Below are 21,305 nucleotides of genomic sequence, written 5' to 3' on the forward strand. Positions count from 1 at the left end.
GAAGAAGCCCGACACCTGGCACGGTGTCGGGCTTCTTCCTATATGTGTGTGTTCGCGGCTAACTGCCTGCTCAGGCGTTGCTGCGGGCCCGCGTGCGGGCGTTGCGGCGCTTGAGAGCGCGGCGCTCGTCCTCGCTCATCCCGCCCCACACGCCGGCGTCCTGGCCGCTCTCGAGCGCCCACGCGAGGCAGTCGGAGACGACGGGGCAGCGGCGGCAGACGGTCTTCGCCTCGGCGATCTGAAGCAGCGCGGGACCACTGTTCCCAACGGGGAAGAACAGCTCGGGGTCCTCGTCGCGGCAGATCGCGCGGTGGCGCCAGTCCATTGGAACTACTCCTCAGCTAGGCGCGCACAAAGGCACGCCGGTTGTCAGCGGTCGTTTTGGGGTGCTTGTGAATGCTTTCACGAACGGCTGGGATGTCAAGGGGTAAGCACTGACCCGGTGAGTGAACTCACCCAAAAGATCGACAGCGTTCACCTGGTGTTTCACGCTCTGCTGTCACTCGACTGCAGTACATCCCGGGTGGGTACCGAGACAGTCACGAACTGATCACGGACTGTCAAGTTGCTTATACGGCAACAGTCAACGCGTCAGGCACTGCCCGGAACTCCACAGCAGTCGTCGTGCCGAGGAAATCACCGTCGACCTGGAGGTTGGCGGGCTCCTCGCACTTCACTCTGACATAACCCACGTCGTCGCGCCGAACGAGATTTCCGCTCCGGGGGTTCCCGGTGGCGAGGACCTGGGCGACGTAGCGCCCGACGGTGGGCACGCGCAGCGTCTTCAGCGCGCTCAGACCCAGGCCTCCGTCGAACGACGTGCTGGGGTTGAGCTGGATCGCCCTGTCGCCGAAGTACGTCCACGGGTCGGTGTTCGACACGAACACCATGCCGACGTCGTCGAACGGCGCCTCGTCCGGGATCTCGACGGTGAAGTGCTGCGGCTTGCGCACGTTCTGCGCGTACGCCTTCAGCGCGACGGACAGGTACAGCGCGGGACTCGCGTTGCGGCCCTTCGCGCGCTTCTTCTCGACACCGGCCACGACGTCGGCGTCGAGGCCCATGCCGGCGTTGAACGTGAACCAGCGGCCGCCCTCGATGACGTCCGCGAAGACCTGTCCGAGACCGATCCGGCGCTTGGTGCCGTGCTCGATCGCCTGGAGCAGGACGTGCGTGGCCTCGACGGGGTCGCGCGGAATGCCGAGCGCGCCCGCGAAGACGTTGGCCGATCCGCCGGGCACGACGCCCAGCATCGGCTTGTTGGGGCGGGGGCCTCCGCGCAGGATGCCGTTGACCACCTCGTTGACCGTGCCGTCGCCGCCGTGGGCGATGACCAGGTCGAACCCGTCCTCCGCCGCCTTGCTCGCGGCATCGGCCGCGTGGCCGCGGTACGAGGTCTCGATGATCTCCAGCTTCACGTCGCTGGCCAGTGCGTGCGCCAACACGTCACGACCGGCCGGCGTCGTTGTAGTCGCCTGCGGGTTCACCACGAGAAGAGCGCGCACTACTTGAGAGTAAGACAGTGCGTGACTGTCAGCCGCGCGCATGTCCTCCCTCAGGGTGGCTCCAGCCTCACGAAAGTGGCGCAAATCTCCCTTCCGTAGCACCGAGTGCGCCTCGCAGACGAGTGCACCCCGGACGACCGCCGGCTCGCTGAAGGCCCCTTGATCTTCCCCCGCGGGACGTGCTCAGTGAGCCCTCCAACCGGGTGGCCTACGATCCGTGACCAGTACAGAACGTGAGGAACGGTTCTCGTGAGCAGTGACAACGCCGCGACCCCTGCACCGCCGCGCGCGGTGCTCGTCGCCTCCGCACTCACCTTCCTGCAGGGCCTGGGCGGCATCGCGCTGGCCGTGGCGCTCGTCGTGCGGGTCGTCCAGGGTGCGCCTTCCGGCGGCCCGATCCTCGGTGCCGCCGGAGTGCTCGTGCTCTGGTTCGGCGGGGTGATCCTGGCGTCGGTCATGTTGTTCCGCGGCCACCACAGCGCGCGCACGCCCGTGATCGTCACGCAGCTGCTGCTGCTCGGCTGTGCCTGGTACGCGTACGGACCGTCGGAGCAGCAGCTGCTCGGGTCGTTGGGTGGCATCTACTGCGTTGTCGTGCTCGTGCTGCTGTTCACCCGCGACGGCCGTCAGTGGGCCATGGGTTTCGCGGATGTGAACGAAGGTGACAAAGCCGACTAACGGAGGGTGGTCACGGTCACACGTTCGAGTGAAGCTGTGCGTGGTTGTTTAACCACTCCCTGCACTCACGAGGTGACCAACCATGCGTGTTCTGACCGCGATCGCGGGCGCCTTCCTGGCGGCGCTCTCCCTCGCTCCTGTCGCGTCGGCTGCTCCGGAAGAGCCGGGCATGTCGCCGATGATCATCGGTGGCAGCTACGCGTCGAACTTCCCGTACGCGGCACGTCTTTTCGTGAACGGACGCGAGAACTGCTCCGCCACGAAGATCGCGCCTCAGTGGATCCTGACCGCTGAGCACTGCGTGGCGTCGGCCGGCACGTACACGTTCCGGGCGGGCAGCCTGGACCAGACGTCCGGTGGCCAGCTCGTCACCGGTGACCGGATCGTCAAGCACTCCTCGGCCGACCTGGCCCTGGTGCACGTGACCACGTCGATGTCGGCGCCGTTCTCCCCGCTGGTCAACCCCGTCTCGGTCGGCCAGACCGTGCAGCTCTACGGCTGGGGCGCCACCTGCACCAACCAGCCGGAGATCAACTGCCAGTCGCGCTACCTGAAGGTCGCGAACACCCGCGTCACGTCCACGAACGGCCGTGACTACCGCGGTGGCCAGGCCATCTCGGTGACCAGGGTGGACGGCATCGCGGCCGGCGGTGACTCCGGTGGCCCGATGTTCGTCAACGGCCGCCAGGTCGGCGTCGCGTCCACGTCGGACCGTTCGACGCGCTCCAACTACACCAGCCTCAACAACACCAGCTACCGCAACTGGATCCGCACGACCGCGGGAGTCTGATCCGAAGGTACGCTCCCGCGTACCTGCTGAAGCACCTGTGTCATCACCCTGCGTGTTCACTAATGGTGGATGGACACGAACGGAGTAGCCGGTTACCGTGCTGCCAGCGTTCGCGCCGCTCGGGAGCAGCAGGGTGAGGTGCGCAGTGCAGGACGGCCCGAAGCGGGTGACGACAAACGGCGGTTCAGAACGCCCAAATTTGGCTCGCCTGTTCGACTACTACCTCGGCGGAGCGCACAACTTCGCGGTCGACCGCGCGTTGGCCGAGGAGAGCATCAAACGGTTCCCGGTCGCCGAGATGGCCAGGACGATCAGGTCGTTCTCCCGCCGCGTGGTGCGCCTGTGCGTGGAGGAGATGGGCATCCGCCAGTTCCTCGACCTGGGCAGCGGCATCCCGACCGCCGGCAACGTCCACGAGGTCGCCCAGTCGATCGACCCGGCGTGCAACATCGTCTACGTCGACCACGACCCGGTGGCCGTCGCGCACGCCCGCACGATGCTGCGGGACAACCTCAACGCCGCCATCGTGCAGGCCGACGTGTCCGACGTCGGCGCGGTGCTGCGCCACCCGGAGACGCGCCGTCTCATCGACTTCACCCAGCCGACCGCGGTGCTGATGGTCGGCATCCTCCCGTACGTCGCGGACGAGCCGGCGGGCGTCATCGCGCGGTACCGGGCCGCTCTGTGCGAGGGCAGCGTTCTGGCGTTGACGCACCTCACGAAGGACGTCGAGCCGGACCTCGTCGACCGGCTGCTCGTGATGTCCGAACACCTCGGCAGCACGCTGACCCCGCGGTCCAAACAGGACGTCGAGGAGTTCGTCTGCGGCCTGAAGCTGCTGGAACCGGGACTGGTGCTCGCCGCCCACTGGAGGGCGGACGGCGAACTCCCCGGCACCTCGGCCGCCGCCGACGCCTCGACCTACGGCGCGGTCGGCGTCGTCTAACTCGTCTTGGCCCGCAACGCCTGACCGGTCGTCGTCGTGCTGTCCGTGACGGACACACCGTTGCTCTTGCGCCACAACAGGTCGTTCGCTCCGGTGCTGCGTTCCACCTTCACGCCGTTGAGCGAGATTCCGGAAACGCCGTCGGTCGTGAACGCCGGACGTCCGTCGCTCTTGTCGAACTCGATGGTGCTGTTGAGGAACTTCACGTCGGTCGCGTTGCGGATCCAGAACCCGAACGCCGGCCGCACGCCGAAGATCCGCGGCGGGTACTCACCCGACACCTCCGGCGGGTTCTTCGAGGCGTCGGATTCCTTGTGACCGCCCGGAACGGTCAGCTTCACGTTGTCGAACGTCAGTCCGGTGATCTTCGAGTCGGCGCGGCCGGAGATCGTCGACGCGTACTCGGGGTCGCCGGGGATGTCGCGCGGCGCGGTCAGGTTCGTGCCGGTGATGTTCCGGTAGGTGATGTTGCGGATCCTGCCGGTGGGCGGGTTGCCAGGGCAGCGGCCGCGTTTGCCGATGTGGATGAAGATCGGCGAGCCCGTCTTGGTGAGCTGGATGTTGTTGTACAGAACGTCTTCGATCACCGCGCCGTCCATGGAGACCATGCCCAGCCCTGCCTTGGAAGCGCCGGTGACCTTGAGGTTGCGGAACTGGATGTTCTTGAAGCTGCCGCAGGTCTCCGAGCCGAACTGGATGGCGTTGTTCTCCGTCGACTGGATCGTGGAGTCGCGGACGACGTTGTTCTCGCTCAGGAACGTCTTCCCGGTGGCGTAGTCGCTCTTGAACGCCACCGCGTCGTCGCTGGCGACGATCGTGGAGTTCGACAGCTCGACGTTGGAGCTGTTGATGAAGTTGATGCCGTCGCGGTCCTCCGGCGAGTCGACAGTGATGCGGTCGAGCTTCATCCCGTTGCAGCCGTTGGTGATGATCGCGAAGTGGCCGGCCTCCCGGAACGTCACGTCGGTGATGCTGACGTTCCTGCAGAACTTGAGCGACAGCATCTTGTCGCCCTTGCCCGCCGGGATGTTCTCGCCGGTCTCCAGCTTGTTGGCGCCGTCGATCACGCCCTTGCCGGTGAAGCTGACGTTCTCGACGTTCTCGCCCCACAGCAACGCGTTGCGGAAGTGGCTGTGCCCGAAGTCCTGGTACTTCGAGTTGGGGTTGGGCTCGGGCGCGTCGATGCCGCTGCCGGAGGCCACGATCCGCGCGCCCTGCTGGAGGTTGATCGTGACGTTGCTCTTCAGGTGGATCGAGCGGCTCAGGTACGTGCCGGGCGGGATCTCGACGACGCCGCCGCTGGCTGCTGACGCGGCGGCGATGGCCTTGTCGATGGCGACCGAGTCGACCGCCTTGCCGTCGCCCTTCGCGCCGTAGTCCTTGACGTTGAAGCTGGCCGCCTTCGCCACGCCCACCGGTGCCACGACCACCGCTAGTGCGACGAACGCGCCGGTCAGTCGACGCCTCATCGTTGAGAGGTCCTTCCTCGTCCTGCGTCGAGGGCGGCGGCAGCCCGGCGTCTGAAACGTTCTGAAAACGATTTCATCGCTGACCATAGTGAAGGCCGGGCGGGAAGTACAGGGGTGTCTTGCTCGCGTCGGTAGGTTCGACACGTGGAGTACGCGGCGTCTGGCGAGTTCTTCCGTCTTCCCGGTCTGCCCGATGTTTTCGCCGAGTTCGACCGGCCCGTTCTCGTGCTGGTGCACCCGGAGGTGGGCTCGGTCTGCCTGTTCGGCACCGGTGGGGTCGACGGATCGCCCTGGACGGTGGACGCCGAGTACGTGGACCAGATCGGGGCCGAGGTGAACCGGGTGGCGCTCGTGCGCACTCATCGCCCGGTGGAGTCGCGCGTGGTCGACCGTGACCCGGTCGGGTTGCTGCGGAGCGCGCTTTCCTCGTTGCTCGGGAACGAACTCGGTACGCGCGCCGTGGTGGATGCCGCTGTCGTGCATCCGGCCGTCGTGCGGATCGACGGTGCGCCGGTCGACTGCCTGGCGCTGGAGGCCGGCGGGTGCCGCGGGCTCGTGGCCGAGCACGGGGACGTCGTCGTGACGGTGGTTCTCGCGGTCGAGCCGGTCGGCCGCGTCGAGCTCATGACTGTGCCTGGTACGGCGTGAAGGCCGGGCCCGAAGTACAGGGGTTGTCTTCTGGCCCGGCCTTTCAGCTGCTGCGGCTCAGCCTCAGTACGCGGCCTGCTGGCCACCGAGCGCGGCCGGGCCGCGGTACTGGGCGCCACCGAACGCGAGGATCGCGTAGCCGATGAGGCTGAACAGCCACAGGCCGACGACGCCGAAGACGGAGTCCTTGGCGAAGGACTTCGCGATGTCGATGGACACGATCAGCGCCATGACGATGTTCACGATCGGGATCAGGAACAGGATCAGCCACCAGCCCGGACGGCCCGCGACCTTCAGCCAGACGTAGATGTTGTAGATGGGGATGATCGCCGCCCAGCCCGGCTGACCGGCCTTGACGAAGACCTTCCACATCACGACGACGGCGAAGACGATGAACGCCAGGTAGATGATCGTGCCGACGATGCCGATGCCGGCGGCGGCGGACGAGTCGATGCCTGTGGTCGGGTCAGTGCCCACGGTCTTTCCTTCTTTCCACGCTTACTTTGGTGCCGGGGGATCGGCGAGCGGGGACGCTGCCAGCACCGTGCACCCGTCCTGTGTGGAATTCCCGTTTCGTGAGCCTTTCGAGACCATCCGTCAACCTTCAGAGTGAAGAGGCCAGCTTTTGCAGCGCCTCATCGGCCACTCGCATCACAGTCCACTCGTCCATCGGGACGGCACCGAGGGACTTGTAGAAACCGATGCTCGGCTCGTTCCAGTTGAGGACCCACCACTGGAACCTCGTGTAGCCCTTGGCCACGCACTCCTGGGCAAGTGTTTCCAGGAGCTTCTTGCCCAGGCCGTTGCCGCGTTGCTCCGGCGTGACGTAGAGGTCCTCGAGGTAGATGCCGTGCACGCCGTCCCACGTCGAGAAGTTGAGGAACCACAAGGCGATGCCGACGACCTCACCGTCCACTTCGGCCACGTGGCCGAACAGCGCGGGGTTCTCGGTGAACAGCGCGGTGTGCAACTGTTCCGAGGTGAGGTGGCACTGCTCCGGCGCCCGTTCGTACAGGGCGAGCTCGTGCACCAGCTTGACGACCGCGTCGACGTCGCGCGGTTCCACCCGTCGGATCATCAGATCTCCCAAGCAGGCACGTTGAGCCTGCGCACCTGCGGGTCGCCCCGCTCGTCTCCCAGCTGGCAGATGCCGGCCGGGTCCAGTCCGAAGTGGACACCCTGGTCGGGTGCCAGTCCCAGCCACGCCGCGATCAGCACGCGGCTGAAGTGCCCGTGCCCCACCAGCACCACATCGCCGCCGGGCAGGATCTTGCGCACCTCGCCGAGCACCTTGCGGGCCCGGTCCTGCACCTCCGCGTGCGTCTCACCGCCCGGCATGGGATGCGTCCACACCGTCCAGCCGGGAACGCGCTCGCGGATCTGCGGCGTGGTGATGCCCTCGTAGTCGCCGTAGTCCCACTCGGCGAGCTCCTCGGTCATCGCGTTGACCTCGAGCCCGGCCAGCGCGGCCGTCCTGGTCGCCCGTTGCCGTGGACTCGTCAGCACGAGCGCCGGCGCCTGGTCCGTCCCCCTCAGCCGGGCGAGCACAGCGCCCGCCCGGCGTGCCTGCTGCTCGCCCTCGGGCGTCAGTTCGATGTCAGTGCGTCCCGTGTGCCTGCCGCTCTCGGACCACTCGGTCTGGCCGTGGCGCAGCAGGTAGAGGTGGGTGCTCACCTGTTCGATCCTAAGGAGTGACGGGCACCACGTTTGGAGGAGTACGCGAACGAGGTACCCCGGTCGCCATGACCGCCGAGCACCCCGACCACGGCGCCCCCGACGACGTAGACGCGCAGGAGATCCGCGAGGCCTTCGGTGTCCGCGTCGCGCGCATCCGGGCGGACCTGACCTCGACGTGGAACAAACTGCGTCAGGCCGAGCGCGACACCGAGACCAGAGAACGGTGATTCTTCTGCGAGCTTGAGGGGGTTCTCGGACTGACGGCGACGTGTTGCCGTCCGACGGTGGTGAGCGCGGCGTCGTCCACGAGACCCTGCGCCGGTCCCGTCATCGCCTCAATTCACAGATGCTGAGCCGAACGGCGTAATACTCCCGGCTGGTTGTCGTTTTGATTGGTGATTTCCGGCCAAAACGACGTGCTGCGCGCTGTGCGGCGTCGCTAGAACGGAGTGGATCGTCCTTTTGAGGGGGACCCACACATGCGTCGCTCAGTCGCGCTTTTGATACCAGTTCTGATAGCCGCGGTCGTACCGGCTCTACCAGCGTCGGCCGCACCTTCCGGACCCGGCTGGACCGTCTCCGGTGACGTGATCCGGTGGACCGCTTCCACGCCGATGCCGTCCTCGGACGCGGGCGTGGAGTTCTGGGAGGGGGACCGGTTCCTCGGCCTCGCCAGGGAGTCCGCGGACCTGCGCACCTTCACGTTGTCGGCACCGCTGAAGAATCGCGATGCGCTCCAGGTGCGTTCGGCGGGGCGCCGGCTGGACGTGGCCGAGCCTTCCGCCGCCGGCCTGTCCGCACCTGCCGAGCTGCCCGCGTTGCTGCCACAGGCGACGGTCGATCCCGGCACTCCGGGGCCGTACGCCACGACCACCGGGGAGTACTCGCTCGACTCGGTCGTGCTGCCCGAGTACGCGGCGCCGATCGAGATGGACGGCGTCGTCGTCGCGCCGAAGGGTGCGCCGGGCAAACGGCCGCTGGTCCTGTTCCTGCACGGCAGGCACTACACCTGCTACAACCCGGCGGGCCAGATCCAGCTGACCTGGCCGTGCGCGTCCGGGTACACGGCCGTGCCGAGTCACCGCGGCTACCTGAAGGCGCAGCAGCTGCTGGCTTCGCAGGGGTACGTGACGGTGTCGATCTCCGCGAACGGCATCAACGCCCAGGACGCGTTGACCGCGGACGCCGGCGCGCAGGGACGTTCGTCGTTGGTGCGCCACCACCTGGCGAAGTGGGCCGACTGGTCCGCCGGCCGCGGCACGGTTCCCGACGCGGTGAAGGCCGCGCCGGCAGCCGACCTGTCGAAGGTGCTGCTGGTGGGCCACTCCCGCGGTGGCGAGGGCGTCAACCGCGCCGCCACCGACAGCCTGACCCCGCCGCCGGGCGACACCGGTTTCAGCGGGCCGGTGCGCTGGCACATCCGCGGTGACGTGCTGATCGGTCCCACGATCTTCGGCCACAACCCGGCGCCGGACGTGCCGTCGGTGACGTTCCTGCCCGGCTGCGACGGTGACGTCTCGGACCTGCAGGGCCAGATGTTCCTGGACCAGACGCGCGGCCTGAGCCGTGGCGCCGCCCTGCACAGCGCGCTGTACGTGGTCGGTGCGAACCACAACTTCTTCAACAGCGAATGGACTCCCGGCCAGGCGGTGGCGCCGGCGAACGACGACTTCTGGCCGGGCCAGACGCCCGACGCCGTGTGCGCGCCGGGAACTGCGACCCGGCTGACCGCGGACCAGCAGCAGACGATGGGCGCCACCTACGTCGCGGCGTCGGCCCGCCTGTTCCTGGCACGTGACGAGTCCGTGCTGCCGCTGCTCGACGGCTCAGGCGTCCGCGCCCCGTCCGCCGACCCGGCCCGCGTCCTCTCGCACGCCATCGGTGGCGACCGGAAGTCGTTCGTCGTGCCCGACAGCGCGACCGCGACCTCCGGCAGCGCCAAGGTCTGCCAGCAGACGTCGCGGGATGCTGCCGTCGCGTGCGGCGGCTCGCGCTCCCCGCACTTCGTCGGCTTCCGCGGCGCGTCGTCGCAACCCGAACGCTTGTCGGTGGCGCTGAAGTGGTCGGCCGCGGGCGAGACCGGCGCGGTGAAGCCGGCGTCACCCGTGTCGCTGAAGGGTTCCCGCAACCTCGCGCTGCGCCTGGCCGTCCCGCCGAACGCACCCGCGTCCACGTTCGGCGTCTCGGTGACAGACCAAAGTGGACAGAAGCACGCGCTGGGTTCGGTCACGCTGACCGGCCTGCCCGCCACCGACCGCCTGAGCGCACAGTGGGCCCAGGAGGTGCGCGTCCCGCTGCCCGCCGGCCTGGACCACCTGGCAGCGCTGGAACTGACCCCGGAGTCCGCGTCCGGCCAGGCCTGGCTGATCGACGCCTACGGCTGGGACAAGGGCCTGGTCCCCGTGGTGCCAACGCGTCTGAGCCGCGTCGACGCCACCTTCACGTCGGTCGACGAGGGCAACTCCGGCAGCAAGACCTACAACATCGCGGTGACGGCCACCGGCGGCGGCACGCGAGTCGTCCGGCTCTTCTACAACGAGCCGGACAACACCCCCGCCACGAAACTCGTGACGCTGAAGCCGGGCGAGAACCGCACCGAGGTGCCGGTGACCGTCGCCGGCAACACCAGGTGGGGCCCCGACACCCGTCATCCCGTTGCGGTGCAGGCGATCTCCAACGCCGTCGTGGGCGCCGCGGTCGGCGGCCTGGTGGTCCGCAACGACGACGCGCCGCCGCAGCTGACGGTCACTCCGGTGGCCGACAGCGTGAAGGAGGGCGGCGAACTGAAGTGGACCGTGACCCTGTCGGAGGCCGCCGACACGACGATCGCGGTCGTGGGCTCGCCGGCGTCGGTGAGTGGCACGGAACTGTCCACAACGGACGTCGACGCGGAGTGGCTCCTCCGGTTCTCCGGCGAGGAACCGCTGCCGTCGCGGCCGTTGTCGTCCACGCGGCTCAGGGTGTACGCGATCGTTCTGGCGGGGCAGACGTCCGCCGAGTTCTCGGTGCCGACCGTTGGTGACGCCGAGACGGAGGGGGAGGAGTCGGTTCGGCTGAAGTTCGAGCCGTTGGCGCCTGGTGGTGCCGGGTTCGAGGTGACCGGCAAGGTGACGGATCCGGCTTAGTTCGTTGAGGGGCAAGGGAAACGGTGCCGCTTCCTGGATCAGGGGGCGGCACCGTTGCCGTTTCGTTCTAGGAACTCTCGGACTCGAGCGAAGAGCTCTTGAGCTTCCTGGACGTTGCCCAGCGCGAGGTGGATGTTGCTGAGGTGCGCCAGACAGGTGGCGACCTCGGGGTGATCGGTTCCGTAGAGGTCCTCGTAGATCGCCAGTGCCTGTTCGGCCAGGGGCAGGGCCTCGTCGAGGCGGCGCACTGCGAACAGGGCGACGGCGAGGTTGCTCCGCGCGGTGGCGACCCACGGGTGATGAGGTCCGTAGGCGGTTTCCATGAGGACCAGAGCCCGCTCGTGCAGGCTCAGCGCTTCCTCGTGCCGGCCGATGTAGGTGAGGGTGTGGCCGAGTTTGGCCATGTTCATGGCGGCAGTGGTGTCGTTCGGGTCAGCGACGGCCTCGTGGATGGCCAGGGATCGCTCGAGCAGCGGAAGTGCTTCGTCGTGGCGTCCCTGCTTGGACACGATGTGGCCGAGGTTGCTCAGGATGCCGGAGACGTTGGGGCTGGAGGGGCCGTCGTTCGCTTCCGTGATGGCGAGCGCACGTCTGAACATGGCTTCGGCGTCGGAGTCGAGGCCCATGTCGCCGAGAACGAGCGCGAGGTTGTGCAGGCGAACGCCGACGTGGATGCTTTGTGGCCCGTGTTCCGCCTCGTCGATCGCCAGGGCTTGTTCGATCAGCGGGCGGGCTTCGGCGTGGCGGCCGGTGATGCGGAGGAACGAGGCCGCCTTGTCGAGCAGGAACGACCTGTGCCTCGTCGCGGACGCGTCCGCGACGCCGGCAGCGACGAGGACGTGAGGGAGCAGGGCTCGCCAGGAGGGCCAGTTCTCCGGCGCATCCGCGAGTTCGTGGGGCACACCGGCCGACAGGAGCTTCTGCACCGATGAGTTCGAATCTTCTCCGCTGGCCTGGCGCGCCTTCAGCGACTGCTGGAGGAGCCGGTGGGCGATGGTCATCTCCGAGCCGACGCGCCTGACGAAGAACCAGTCGGCCAGTGCGCCGACCGTCTCCACCCAGTCCAGCGGATCGCGTGCCGCGTCCGCCAGGGGCTGGGGGAGCTGATCGGAATGCCGGGTGAACAGGTCGAGCGGTACCGGCTCCGGTGCCATCCAGGCGAGCATGTTCAGCAACTGGACCGCGGCGGGACTCTGCTCAGCCAGCGCGGCGAGCGACAGGTCCCACAGCGTTGTCAGCGTTTCCTGCCGGTCGATCAGCCGGCCGCGGCCGATGAGGTCTGCCGCTCGCCGGTGGAACAGCGCGATGTACTCGTCCGCGGGCAGGCCGGTCGTCTCCAGGTAGGCAGCTGCTTGCTCGATGGCCAGCGGCAGATCTCCCAGCAGCTCCGCCAAGGCCGCGATCTGTTCGTCCGACGCGGTGGGCACCCGCAGCCTGAGCAACGCGACGCTCTCCTCGCGAGAGAGCACGTCGAGGTCGAGGACCGTGCCCAGCGCGCCGAACCCGTTGCGGCGCGTGGTGATCACGACCTGACCCGCACCTGACGGAAGATAAGGCCGCAGTGCCGCGGGATCTTCCGCGTTGTCGAAGACCAGCATCCATCGCGGCCGGACACGCAGGTCCGCGAGGACCGGCGCGATCGTGAACGGGTCGACGTCGAGGCCGAGGGCGGCGCCGAGCTGGGAGAGGTGGTCGGGAATCAACGCGGGCTGCTCGGCGGGGATCCACCACACCACATCGAAGTCGCTCGCGTGGCGGTGGGCGTACTCGACGGCCAGCTGCGTCTTGCCCACGCCGCCCATGCCGTGCAACGAATGCACCGCCACGGTCCGGCCGGCGTGCATCACCCCGCGCATCCGCTCGAGCGACTCGGCGCGCCCGGTGAAGTTCGGGTTGCGCGGCGGCACGTTCCACACGGGCGGCAGCGCGCCGGGAAAGCTCGGCGCGGACCGTCCAGGAAAGCCGGGTCGCGAAGACGGCTTCAGCCGGCCCGTCACCGCACCTTGAACGGCTCGAAGCAGCCGGGCGCGGGAGGCGCTCTCGTCGACGCCGAACAGGTCCACCGAGACGATGGATTCCAGCAACCCCGGCCGAGGGCAGTCCTCGACCCGCAGGACCAGCAACTTCCGGCCGGCTCCGCTGGGGTCTTCACGCCACGCGGCCTGCCACTCTGCCGCTCCGTAGACGGACCGCAGGTAAGCGGTCGACAGCACCGCGATCGTGCGCTCAGAACCCTGCACGCCGCGGTGCATCAGGTCCACGAAGCTGGTGCCGGGCACGATGTCCCACTCCTGCACGAGGACCTGGTGACCCTCGGCTTCGAGTTCCCAGGCGATCCACTCGGCCCATGCTTTGTCGACGCCGGTGTAGGACACGAAGAAGTCCCATGAATCAGCCAACCGGAATCCACCCCTCAAAGCGTGTGCATCAGATCACATCGCACGTCACCCGAGCGGAGTTACCCAAACGAACGAACGGCGCCGCTCCCTGCCCAGGGGAGCGGCGCCGTTCGAGAAGTCCGAAGAAGGGCTCAGCCCTGCTTGGTCTCCCAGAAAATCTTGTCGATCTGCGCGATCAGGTCCAGCAGCTGCTGGCCCGACGCCGGGTCCATCGACCCCTTGGTGCCCGCCGCGCCCGCGGCCTTGGTGGCGCGGTTGAACAGGTCGTGCAGCTCGGGGTACTTCTCGAAGTGCGGCGGCTTGAAGTAGTCCGTCCACAGCACCCACAGGTGGTGCTTGACGAGCTCGCTGCGCTGCTCCTTGATCAGGACGGCGCGCTCCCGGAACTCCGGGTCCTCGTTGGCCTGGTACTTCTCCTGAACCGCCTTGATCGACTCGGCCTCGATGCGGGCCTGCGCCGGGTCGTAGACGCCGCAGGGCAGGTCGCAGTGCGCGGTTGCCTCGACGCGCGGGCGGAGAATGCGCGACACGAGTCGCATCGTTCCTCCCAGAGTGAAAACAGTGGATGCTCCGACAAGAAGGACCCTACTCCGGCTGACCGAAGGGTGATCGTTGAGACCGCGTCTCTCCACCGTGCTCGTGCGGGGGCCCTCGATGGTGCCTGCCCTCCGTGACGAGGACATCGTGCTGGTCAGGTGGGGTGCGATGCCCGAAGCCGGGCAGGTGGTCCTGGTCAGGTGGGCGAGCAGGCCGGGGCAACTGTCGATCAAGCGGGCCTCTCACCCTGTGGACGGCGGGTGGCACGTCGTGGGAGACAACCCCTATGCGAGCACCGACTCCGAGCAGCTCGGGCCGGCCGAGGTGCTCGGAGTCGTCAAGGCTCGACTGTGGCCGAGGCCTCGGCTCAGGCTTTGAGGGACGCGTACAGGGCCAGGCAGTCCTCGTAGCGCGGGAGCACGCCGGCCTCGTAGGCCTCGGCCAGGGTCGGGGCCGCGGTGTCCTTCTCCGACAACAGGAATTCCAGCTCCCTGGGCCACGGCAGGTCCAGCGCCGGGTCGAGCGGGGTCAGGCCGTGCTCGCCGGACGGGTTGTAGACGGTGGAGCAGAGGTAGTTCATGGTCGTGTCGTCTTCCAGCGCGATCATCGCGTGGCCGAGCCCCTCGGCGAGGTAGACGGCGTTGCACTTCGTCGAGTCGACGAGCACCGCCTCCCACTGGCCGAACGTGGGGGAGCCGACGCGGATGTCCACGATCATGTCGATGAACGAGCCGCGCGGGCAGAAGACGTACTTCGCCTGGGACGGCGGGACGTCCGCGTAGTGGATGCCGCGGATGGTTCCCGCGCGGGAGACGCTGTGGTTCGTCTGGGCGACCTTCAGCGGGTGGCCGACCGCCTCGACGAAGGCTGCCTCCTGGTACGGCGAGACGAACACGCCGCGGTCGTCGGGGAATGTCCGAGGTGTGAACTCGAACGCGCCGTCAATTTTCAGCGAACTCGCCTGCATGCCGTCACTCTAAGGCGTCAAAGTTTCTTGACCGATCGGGTGCTTCCTGCCTGCATAAACCGACCGGTCGGTGCAGAAAACCGGACGGACGTCTTGCTACATGCCCTCTGACCTGCGGAAAAAGTGTGATCCCCGCCGCAGACAGCGAAGCGGGACCCTGCCACACTTCCGTCACCCGCAGCACTCGGGCGGCTCACCGGCGCCAAATTCGCCGGCGACGTCGACCGACTTTCAAGGCCCCGTGTACCCGGCGTGACAACGCTGGGCCGGTGCGCCGTTTGGTGATGAGCCCATGTCCGGGGCTACTACGCCGCCCGCACCGCAGGAGGGACGCCGTGACAGCAGTGAACGAAGCCCGTACCGAGAACTCCGATCCGACGAAGCTGACGGACGAGGAGATCTTCAACGCGCACCTGGGCGGGAAGCTCGAGGTCGGCGCGACCGCCTCGCTCGCTGACCCGAAAGCGCTGTCCATCGCCTACACCCCCGGTGTCGCACGAGTGAGCAAGGCCATCGCGGAGGACGCCGCCCTCGCCGCGAAGTACACGTGGGCGCACCGCCTGGTCGTCGTCGTCAGCGACGGCACCGCGGTGCTCGGTCTCGGCGACATCGGCCCCAGCGCGTCCCTGCCCGTCATGGAGGGCAAGTCCGCGCTGTTCAAGACCTTCGGCGGTCTCGACTCCATCCCGCTCGTGCTCAACACGACGGACGTGGACGAGATCGTCGAGACCCTGGTGCGGCTGCGCCCGTCGTTCGGCGCGGTCAACCTGGAGGACGTCTCGGCGCCGCGCTGCTTCGAGCTGGAGCAGAAGCTGATCGAGGCGCTCGACTGCCCCGTCATGCACGACGACCAGCACGGCACCGCCGTCGTGTCGCTCGCCGCGCTCAACGGCGCCAACACGGTGCTCGGCAAGAACATCGGTGACCAGCGGGTGGTCATCTCCGGTGCGGGCGCCGCGGGCATCGCGATCGCCAAGATCCTGCTGGCCGCCGGTGTCGGCGAGATCACGCTGATCGACTCGCGCGGCATCGTGCGCACCGGTCGTTCCGGCCTCAACCCGATCAAGGAAGAGATCGCGGCGGTCACGAACCAGAGCAACCTCGACGGCGGCATCGACGTGGCTCTGCGCGGCGCGGACGTCTTCATCGGCGTCAGCTCGTCGAAGGTGTCCGAGGAACTGATCGCGAGCATGGCGGACGACTCGATCGTCTTCGCACTGTCCAACCCGGACCCCGAGGTGCACCCGGAGGTCGCGGCCAGGCACGCGGCGATCGTGGCGACCGGTCGCAGCGACTTCCCGAACCAGATCAACAACGTGCTCGCGTTCCCCGGCATTTTCCGCGGGGCGCTCGACGCGGGTGCGCGGCGGATCACCGAGGGCATGAAACTCGCGGCGGCGGACGCCATTCTCGCGGTCGCGAAGGATGATTTGGGTCCAGACCGAATTGTTCCGTCCGCACTGGACCCGCGCGTCGGACCCGAGGTCGCCGCAGCTGTGGCGCTTGCCGCGAGGGCCGACGGCGTCGCCTGACCCGCAGTCTGATCTCGTTCTGCATTTGCCACCCTTTGCATGTTCACGGGTACCGGAACCACGAACGTGGCTTTTCGTTAACCCGTCAAGGGGTGGGCGATGACGCTTCGAAGCGCTACCGTCCCTCTCCTCGGGTGTTCACTCGAGGAGAGGGTTCGTGTTTGCCGCCGTTCGGGTGCCGTTGTCGTGCCCACCCGAATTGCCGCGGGCGGTGGATGCGGGAGAGGGTGGGCAGGTGCCCAAGTGGGTAGGACGCGCGACGGTGGTGAACGGCCGTGCACGGACGGCTGCCAAGCCTCCGGTGACGCTGGACGGGCTGACCCTGCCCGACGCGCCGTCGTTGCTCGTCGACGTCAAGGGTGTCGTCATGCAGGCGAACCCCGCTGCTGTGGAGCTGGCCGGCGCGCAGGGAGCCGACGACCTCGTCGGGCACCCGCTGGGCGAGCTGCTCCTCGGCAACTCCGCCGACCTGAGGCTCCTGCGCGCTGACGGCACCGAGCTGCCGGTCCGCGTCGCCCGCCACGCGGTGCCGGGAACGGGTCTGCAGGCCGTCCTGCTGATCGACGTCTCGGATCTCGCCGCCGCGGCGGACGCGTTGCGCGACGAACAGCGCCGGCTGCGCAAGGTCCAGCAGGTCGCGCAGCTGGGTTCGTGGGAGTACGACCCGGAGACCGGTCTGACCGTCTGGTCGGACACCCACTACGAGCTCCTCGGCCTCGAACGCGGCACGGTCGTGCCCGGTGCGCAGGCCGTGCTCGACGTCGTGCACCCCGACGACTACAACATGGTCGAGTCGTACTGGCACGGCCGCGAGATCACCGGTGACCCGATCGACATCGAGTACCGGATCGTGCGCCCGGACGGCCAGCTGCGGTGGATCCGCGGCGTCGCGGAGGCGCGGCTGTCCGACGAGGGCCAGCTCGACAAGATCACCGGGTACATCCGCGACATCACCGAGGCCAAGCGCGCGGCCACCGAGCTCGCCCAGGAAAGGGCGCGGCTGCTGGAGGCGCAGCGCATCGCCCGGATCGGCAGCTGGGCGTACGAGACCGGCACGCGCGCGGTGCACCGCAGCGAAGTGCTGATGGAGATGTACGCCGAGATCGGCATGACCCCGGACGACGACCTGCTCAGCGGCGTGCACCCCGATGACAGGGAAGCCGTCAAGGACCTCCGTCACCAGCTGCTGCACGCCCGTGACGACGCGCCGGTCGAGGTCGAGGTCCGCAGCGAGCTCGGCGAGCGCGTCTACATGTGCCGGGCACGTGCGGAGATCGACCCGTCGGGCCGCATCGAGCGCTACCACGGCACGATCCAGGACGTCACCGAGGCACGTGCGCTGGAACGTCAGATGCGTGAGGACCGCCGAAGACTGGCGGACGCGCAGCAGGCGGCCCGCCTCGGCATGTGGGAGTGGAACCCCGCCACCGGCGAGGTCGTGTGGTCGGACATGCTCCGCGAGCTCTTCGGCCTGCCCGCGGACCTCCCCGGCAGCTACCAGGCGTACCTCGACCTGGTGCACCCCGAGGACCGCGCCTGGGTCGACGACCTGTGCCGCCAGCTGGTGGTCGACGAGGTCGCCTCGCAGTTCGAGCACCGCGTGGTGCGCCACGACGGCTCGATCCGCATCTTCCGGTGCCACGGCATGATCGTCCACGACCCCCGCGGCAAGCAGCTCGCCGTCGGCACCGCCCAGGACGTCACCGAGCAGCGCGCCGCCGAGGCACGCATGAAGCGTTCCTCGCAGCGCTTCACCGACCTGGTCTCGGTCACGCCGGTCGGCATCGGTCTCTTCGACGAGGCCGAGCGCCTGGTCGACGCCAACGACGCGTTGTGCGACCTGCTCGGCATGGAACTGGAGCAGCTGCGCGGCGTGACAGCCGAACAGCTCACCCACCCCGAGGACACCTCGCCGGGCCTGCAGTGGGCCGCCGAGCGCACGCAGAAGATCCCGCAGCGCATCCTCGTCCGGCCCGACGGCGAGAAGGTCTACTGCGAGCTGCACATCGCCCTGTCCGTGCAGGACGACGGCCGCCGCTTCTGGCTGATCGTGTTCCTGGACATCACCGAACGCCGCCGCACCGCGGAAGCCCTGCGCCACCAGGCCACCCACGACGAGCTGACCGGCCTCCCGAACCGCGCGCTGGTGAAGGAGATGCTGAGCAAGCTGCTCGACGGCCCCGGCCGCTCCAAGGTCGCCGTCTTCTTCTGCGACATCGACAACTTCAAGCGCGTCAACGACTCCCTCGGCCACGACGCGGGCGACGAGCTGCTCGTGGCGCTGGCACGGCGGCTGGAGGGCGGCCTGCCGGAGGGCTGCACGGCCGCGCGCCTGTCCGGTGACGAGTACGTGATCATCTGCGAGGACATCGACTCGGTCGGCGGCGTCGACGCCCTGGCGACCCGAGTGGCCTCGTTGCTGCGCACCGCCGTTCCCGTGCACGGCCAGCTCGTCCGGGTCTCCGCCTCGATCGGCGCGGCCGTCCCGAACGGCTCCCGCGCCAACGGTGCGGACCTCCTGCGCTTCGCCGACGCCGCGATGTTCGAGGCGAAGCGCAACGGTGCCGGACGCGTGTCACTGGCCTCCGCCGCGCTGATCGCGTCCGCCGACCGCCAGGTGCACCTCGAAGGCCAGCTGCGGGACGCCCTGCAGCACGACGGCCTGGCCCTGCACTTCCAGCCGGTCGTGGGAGTGGACGGCGCGGTGCTGACGGCCGAAGCCTTGGTGCGCTGGCCGCATCCCGACCGCGGCCTGCTGCCACCAGACGTGTTCCTGCCCGTCGCCGAGCAGGGCGACCTGATGCGCGAACTGGACCGCTGGGTCCTGCGAACGGCGCTGAAGGAAGCCGCGACCTGGCCCGCGCCCGACGGTCGCCCGGTGTCGGTGGCGGTGAACCTGGCCGGCCTGGTGCCGGGCGATCCGGAGTTCGTCGACATCGTCTCGAACGCGATCATGGAGTCCGGCGTGCCGTGGGAACGCGTCGTCCTGGAGCTGGTCGAGACGGCGTTCGTCGACTTGCCTTCACGGGTGCGCCAGTCGATGGACGAGCTGGTGCAGCGCGGCGTGCAGTTCGCCGTGGACGACTTCGGCACCGGTTACTCGTCGCTCGCCCGACTGAAGGACCTGCCGGCGCAGATCATCAAGGTCGACCGGCGCTTCGTTTCCGGCGTGGGCAACGACTCCTCGGACTTCGCCGTGGCCCGCGCGGTCGTGGACATGGCCCGCGCGATGGGACGCAAGTGCGTGGCGGAGGGCGTCGAGACCGCGACGCAGTTCCACGTGCTGCGCGGGGTCGGGGTGGATGCTTACCAGGGGTGGCTGTTCTCGCGTCCGGTGCCGCCCAAGGAGTTCCGGGCGGTGCTGGCCCTCGGGCCATTGCACATCCCTCGGGCGGGTTAGTGGCGGACGAGGCGTGCCCGGCCTCGTCCACCACCGAACAGGCCTAGCCCTCCGGCCGCTCCACGTACCGAGCGCTGGCCGAGATCTCCGGCAGCAGCGCCGCGATCCGGTGCTTCGGCAGGTCGATCAACCTCAGCTCGAGGTCGTCCGGCGTCACCGAGGCGTTGTCGACGATCTCGGCCGCCTGCCGCTTGGTCAGCACGCCCTGCGACGCGGTGATCAACGCCTCGCGCCACACGTTGCGCAGCTTGCCGTGCGCCTTCATCAGCACTTCGCGGACCGTGCGGTCGCCCAGGGACAGCGTGCCGGTCAACACCTGGTCGGCGACGACGATGGTGGTCTTGGAATCGGGGTTGTTGCGCAGGAACTTGAGCGAGAACCGCGTCCCCACCAGGGATTGCAGCTCCTTCTGTCCCGCTTCGGACGACACCGACGGGTGGTTGTTCGGCACCAGGCACGCGAGCCGCGCCGGTGACGAGGCCAGCAACGTCCGCAGCAGCCAGGGGCCCGGATCTGCTGACAGGTCAACGGCCAGTGAGGCCGCGCCCTTGCCCACCGGCTCGGCCCAGCCCGGCTGGCGGGGCTTCGGCGGCGGTGAGGATTCGGGGCGTGGCGCCAGTTCCGAGAGTGCGGCGAGGGCTTCCTTCGACGGGCCCGCGGACTCCACGGACTGCGCGCCGTGCGTGTAGATGCGTGTGCCGCCGGACACCGCGCGCCGGCCGGTCGGGCGGCAGACGTACAGGTCGGCCGCCGAACCGATGGCCTGGGCGCCGTCGAAGCGGTGGAAGGCGGGCAGGATCGCCTCGAACACGAGGCCGAGCTTCTGCAGTTCCTGCTGCACCTTCAGGCCCAGCGCGGGCGTGCGGTCGGAGAAGCCGTAGGCCAGCAGCACACGGCCCGCGGCGATGTCCGACAGCGCCTCGACCGCGCGGCCGGCGAAGAGTCCCATGCCTTCCGGCGTGTAGGGCGGGTCGCTGAAGACCAGGTCGAAGGTTTCCAGAACGGACGCCGGCAGCCCGAAACGCATGTCGCAGTGCAACGTCCGGATGTCGAGTTCCCGGGAAGAAGCCCTGGAGTCGATGAACTCCAGCAGTCGCTCGTCGAGGTCCACGACCGTGATCGACACGTGCGGGTTGACCGCGGCCACGGCGAGCGAGGTCAGGTCGTGGTCGCCAAGGCACAGCAAACGCTTGCCCGCCAGGTCGTAGGTGGAGTCCAGCCACACCGCGCGGTTGAGCGCCGTCTCCGCGGTCGCCTGCACGTGGTCCAACGAGGACAGCGGCTGCGGCACGTCCGCGATGTCGACCAGGATCTGGCGCAGCACGTCTGTGTGGTCGCGCACACCGGCCACCGCGAACTCGGTGCGGTAGGCCGCCACCAGGCCGGGCGCGATGCGGTAACGATCACCTGAAGATTCGGCGTCGTCACCGATGGCCGTGAGCAGGTCCTGCACGGTGCGGCGGGGCACGGCGGGCAGGCGCACCAGCTCGGCCAGCGGATGCCAGTCCTCGCTGAGCAGGGACAACACCTCACGGAGCTTGCGGGCGTGCACTCCGCGCTCCGACACCAACTGCCGAACCTGGTCGATCGTCACAAGCGGTAGACCATACGGCCTGTCAGATGGTGGAACGC

The 21,305-nt window shown here is 68.5% G+C and carries 19 protein-coding genes; 9 read left to right on the forward strand and 10 right to left on the reverse strand.

Features of this window, described 5'->3' with window-relative positions; genetic code table 11:
• Positions 1-70 precede the first annotated feature (70 nt).
• The gene (locus tag AOM45_RS29220; RefSeq protein ID WP_015104912.1) at positions 71-325 is read right to left on the reverse strand and encodes a WhiB family transcriptional regulator; all 255 of its coding nucleotides are present in this window, start codon (positions 323-325) and stop codon (positions 71-73) included.
• A gap of 244 nt (positions 326-569) precedes the next feature.
• The gene (locus tag AOM45_RS29225) at positions 570-1,505 is read right to left on the reverse strand and encodes a diacylglycerol/lipid kinase family protein (protein ID WP_030471289.1); all 936 of its coding nucleotides are present in this window, start codon (positions 1,503-1,505) and stop codon (positions 570-572) included.
• A gap of 249 nt (positions 1,506-1,754) precedes the next feature.
• Here AOM45_RS29225 and AOM45_RS29230 point away from each other — a divergent pair, with 249 nt between their 5' ends.
• The 3 genes from AOM45_RS29230 (at position 1,755) to AOM45_RS29240 (ending at position 3,919) form a co-directional block, all read left to right on the forward strand.
• A complete protein-coding gene (locus tag AOM45_RS29230) occupies positions 1,755-2,183 on the forward strand; it encodes a hypothetical protein (protein ID WP_035912523.1) in 429 nt (142 codons plus the stop codon).
• 82 nt (positions 2,184-2,265) lie between these two features.
• A complete protein-coding gene (locus AOM45_RS29235) occupies positions 2,266-2,973 on the forward strand; it encodes a S1 family peptidase (RefSeq protein ID WP_030471291.1) in 708 nt (235 codons plus the stop codon).
• 166 nt (positions 2,974-3,139) lie between these two features.
• A complete protein-coding gene (locus AOM45_RS29240; RefSeq protein ID WP_269083666.1) occupies positions 3,140-3,919 on the forward strand; it encodes an SAM-dependent methyltransferase in 780 nt (259 codons plus the stop codon).
• On the opposite strand, the gene AOM45_RS29245 is transcribed toward AOM45_RS29240, so the two are convergent.
• Complete coding sequence (locus AOM45_RS29245) at positions 3,916-5,388, reverse strand: glycoside hydrolase family 28 protein (protein ID WP_030471293.1); 1,473 nt, start codon at positions 5,386-5,388, stop codon at positions 3,916-3,918. The two genes, AOM45_RS29240 and AOM45_RS29245, sit on opposite strands and share 4 nt — an antisense overlap.
• Before the next feature lie 144 nt (positions 5,389-5,532).
• Here AOM45_RS29245 and AOM45_RS51920 point away from each other — a divergent pair, with 144 nt between their 5' ends.
• The gene (locus tag AOM45_RS51920) at positions 5,533-6,036 is read left to right on the forward strand and encodes a hypothetical protein (protein ID WP_030471294.1); all 504 of its coding nucleotides are present in this window, start codon (positions 5,533-5,535) and stop codon (positions 6,034-6,036) included.
• A gap of 63 nt (positions 6,037-6,099) precedes the next feature.
• Here the strand turns inward: AOM45_RS51920 and AOM45_RS29255 are convergent, their stop codons facing one another.
• The 3 genes from AOM45_RS29255 to AOM45_RS29265 form a co-directional block, all read right to left on the reverse strand.
• Positions 6,100-6,513, reverse strand: a complete 414-nt coding sequence (locus AOM45_RS29255; protein WP_236703871.1) for a DUF5684 domain-containing protein — start codon at positions 6,511-6,513, stop codon at positions 6,100-6,102.
• Positions 6,514-6,640: 127 nt separating this feature from the next.
• A complete protein-coding gene (locus tag AOM45_RS29260) occupies positions 6,641-7,114 on the reverse strand; it encodes a GNAT family N-acetyltransferase (protein WP_030471296.1) in 474 nt (157 codons plus the stop codon).
• The gene (locus AOM45_RS29265; RefSeq protein ID WP_030471297.1) at positions 7,114-7,710 is read right to left on the reverse strand and encodes a histidine phosphatase family protein; all 597 of its coding nucleotides are present in this window, start codon (positions 7,708-7,710) and stop codon (positions 7,114-7,116) included. The genes AOM45_RS29260 and AOM45_RS29265 overlap by 1 nt, the downstream gene beginning before the upstream one ends.
• Before the next feature lie 68 nt (positions 7,711-7,778).
• On the opposite strand from AOM45_RS29265, the gene AOM45_RS51165 reads away from it, so the two are divergent.
• Both AOM45_RS51165 and AOM45_RS29270 read left to right on the forward strand, forming a co-directional pair.
• Complete coding sequence (locus AOM45_RS51165) at positions 7,779-7,940, forward strand: hypothetical protein (RefSeq protein ID WP_156094199.1); 162 nt, start codon at positions 7,779-7,781, stop codon at positions 7,938-7,940.
• A gap of 360 nt (positions 7,941-8,300) precedes the next feature.
• Positions 8,301-10,838, forward strand: a complete 2,538-nt coding sequence (locus tag AOM45_RS29270) for an alpha/beta hydrolase family protein (protein WP_051784327.1) — start codon at positions 8,301-8,303, stop codon at positions 10,836-10,838.
• Between the two features lie 38 nt (positions 10,839-10,876).
• On the opposite strand, the gene fxsT is transcribed toward AOM45_RS29270, so the two are convergent.
• Together fxsT and sodN are read right to left on the reverse strand one after the other, a co-directional pair.
• A complete protein-coding gene (gene fxsT, locus AOM45_RS29275) occupies positions 10,877-13,237 on the reverse strand; it encodes an FxSxx-COOH system tetratricopeptide repeat protein (RefSeq protein ID WP_162185728.1) in 2,361 nt (786 codons plus the stop codon).
• 131 nt (positions 13,238-13,368) lie between these two features.
• Entirely contained in the window at positions 13,369-13,776 is a 408-nt protein-coding gene (sodN, locus tag AOM45_RS29280) for a superoxide dismutase, Ni (RefSeq protein WP_030471300.1), read from the reverse strand.
• A 73-nt stretch (positions 13,777-13,849) separates the two neighbouring features.
• Between sodN and AOM45_RS29285 the strand changes: the two genes are divergently transcribed.
• On the forward strand, positions 13,850-14,152 hold the full coding sequence (locus tag AOM45_RS29285) for a S24 family peptidase (protein WP_030471301.1): 303 nt from the start codon (positions 13,850-13,852) through the stop codon (positions 14,150-14,152).
• Here AOM45_RS29285 and AOM45_RS29290 read toward each other — a convergent pair.
• Positions 14,142-14,741, reverse strand: coding sequence for a dTDP-4-dehydrorhamnose 3,5-epimerase family protein (locus AOM45_RS29290; RefSeq protein WP_030471302.1), 600 nt, complete (start codon positions 14,739-14,741; stop codon positions 14,142-14,144). The genes AOM45_RS29285 and AOM45_RS29290 overlap by 11 nt on opposite strands.
• Positions 14,742-15,124: 383 nt before the next feature.
• On the opposite strand from AOM45_RS29290, the gene AOM45_RS29295 reads away from it, so the two are divergent.
• The gene (locus AOM45_RS29295; protein WP_030471303.1) at positions 15,125-16,273 is read left to right on the forward strand and encodes an NAD(P)-dependent malic enzyme; all 1,149 of its coding nucleotides are present in this window, start codon (positions 15,125-15,127) and stop codon (positions 16,271-16,273) included.
• A 235-nt stretch (positions 16,274-16,508) separates the two neighbouring features.
• Entirely contained in the window at positions 16,509-19,673 is a 3,165-nt protein-coding gene (locus AOM45_RS29300) for a bifunctional diguanylate cyclase/phosphodiesterase (RefSeq protein ID WP_030471304.1), read from the forward strand.
• A 43-nt stretch (positions 19,674-19,716) separates the two neighbouring features.
• Here the strand turns inward: AOM45_RS29300 and AOM45_RS29305 are convergent, their stop codons facing one another.
• Complete coding sequence (locus tag AOM45_RS29305) at positions 19,717-21,267, reverse strand: bis-aminopropyl spermidine synthase family protein (RefSeq protein WP_051784329.1); 1,551 nt, start codon at positions 21,265-21,267, stop codon at positions 19,717-19,719.
• Between the last annotated feature and the right edge of the window lie 38 nt (positions 21,268-21,305).

Source organism: Lentzea aerocolonigenes (genome assembly GCF_000974445.1).
In the GTDB taxonomy this organism is placed as follows: domain Bacteria; phylum Actinomycetota; class Actinomycetes; order Mycobacteriales; family Pseudonocardiaceae; genus Lentzea; species Lentzea aerocolonigenes.

Coding starts and splice junctions, on each gene's coding strand:
- AOM45_RS29235 (WP_030471291.1), top strand. CDS start 2,266: ATGCGTGTTCTGACCGCGATCGCGGGCGCCTTCCTGGCGGCGCTCTCC.
- AOM45_RS51165 (WP_156094199.1), top strand. CDS start 7,779: ATGACCGCCGAGCACCCCGACCACGGCGCCCCCGACGACGTAGACGCG.
- AOM45_RS29220 (WP_015104912.1), bottom strand. CDS start 325: ATGGACTGGCGCCACCGCGCGATCTGCCGCGACGAGGACCCCGAGCTG.
- AOM45_RS29260 (WP_030471296.1), bottom strand. CDS start 7,114: ATGATCCGACGGGTGGAACCGCGCGACGTCGACGCGGTCGTCAAGCTG.
- AOM45_RS29245 (WP_030471293.1), bottom strand. CDS start 5,388: ATGAGGCGTCGACTGACCGGCGCGTTCGTCGCACTAGCGGTGGTCGTG.
- AOM45_RS29290 (WP_030471302.1), bottom strand. CDS start 14,741: ATGCAGGCGAGTTCGCTGAAAATTGACGGCGCGTTCGAGTTCACACCT.
- sodN (WP_030471300.1), bottom strand. CDS start 13,776: ATGCGACTCGTGTCGCGCATTCTCCGCCCGCGCGTCGAGGCAACCGCG.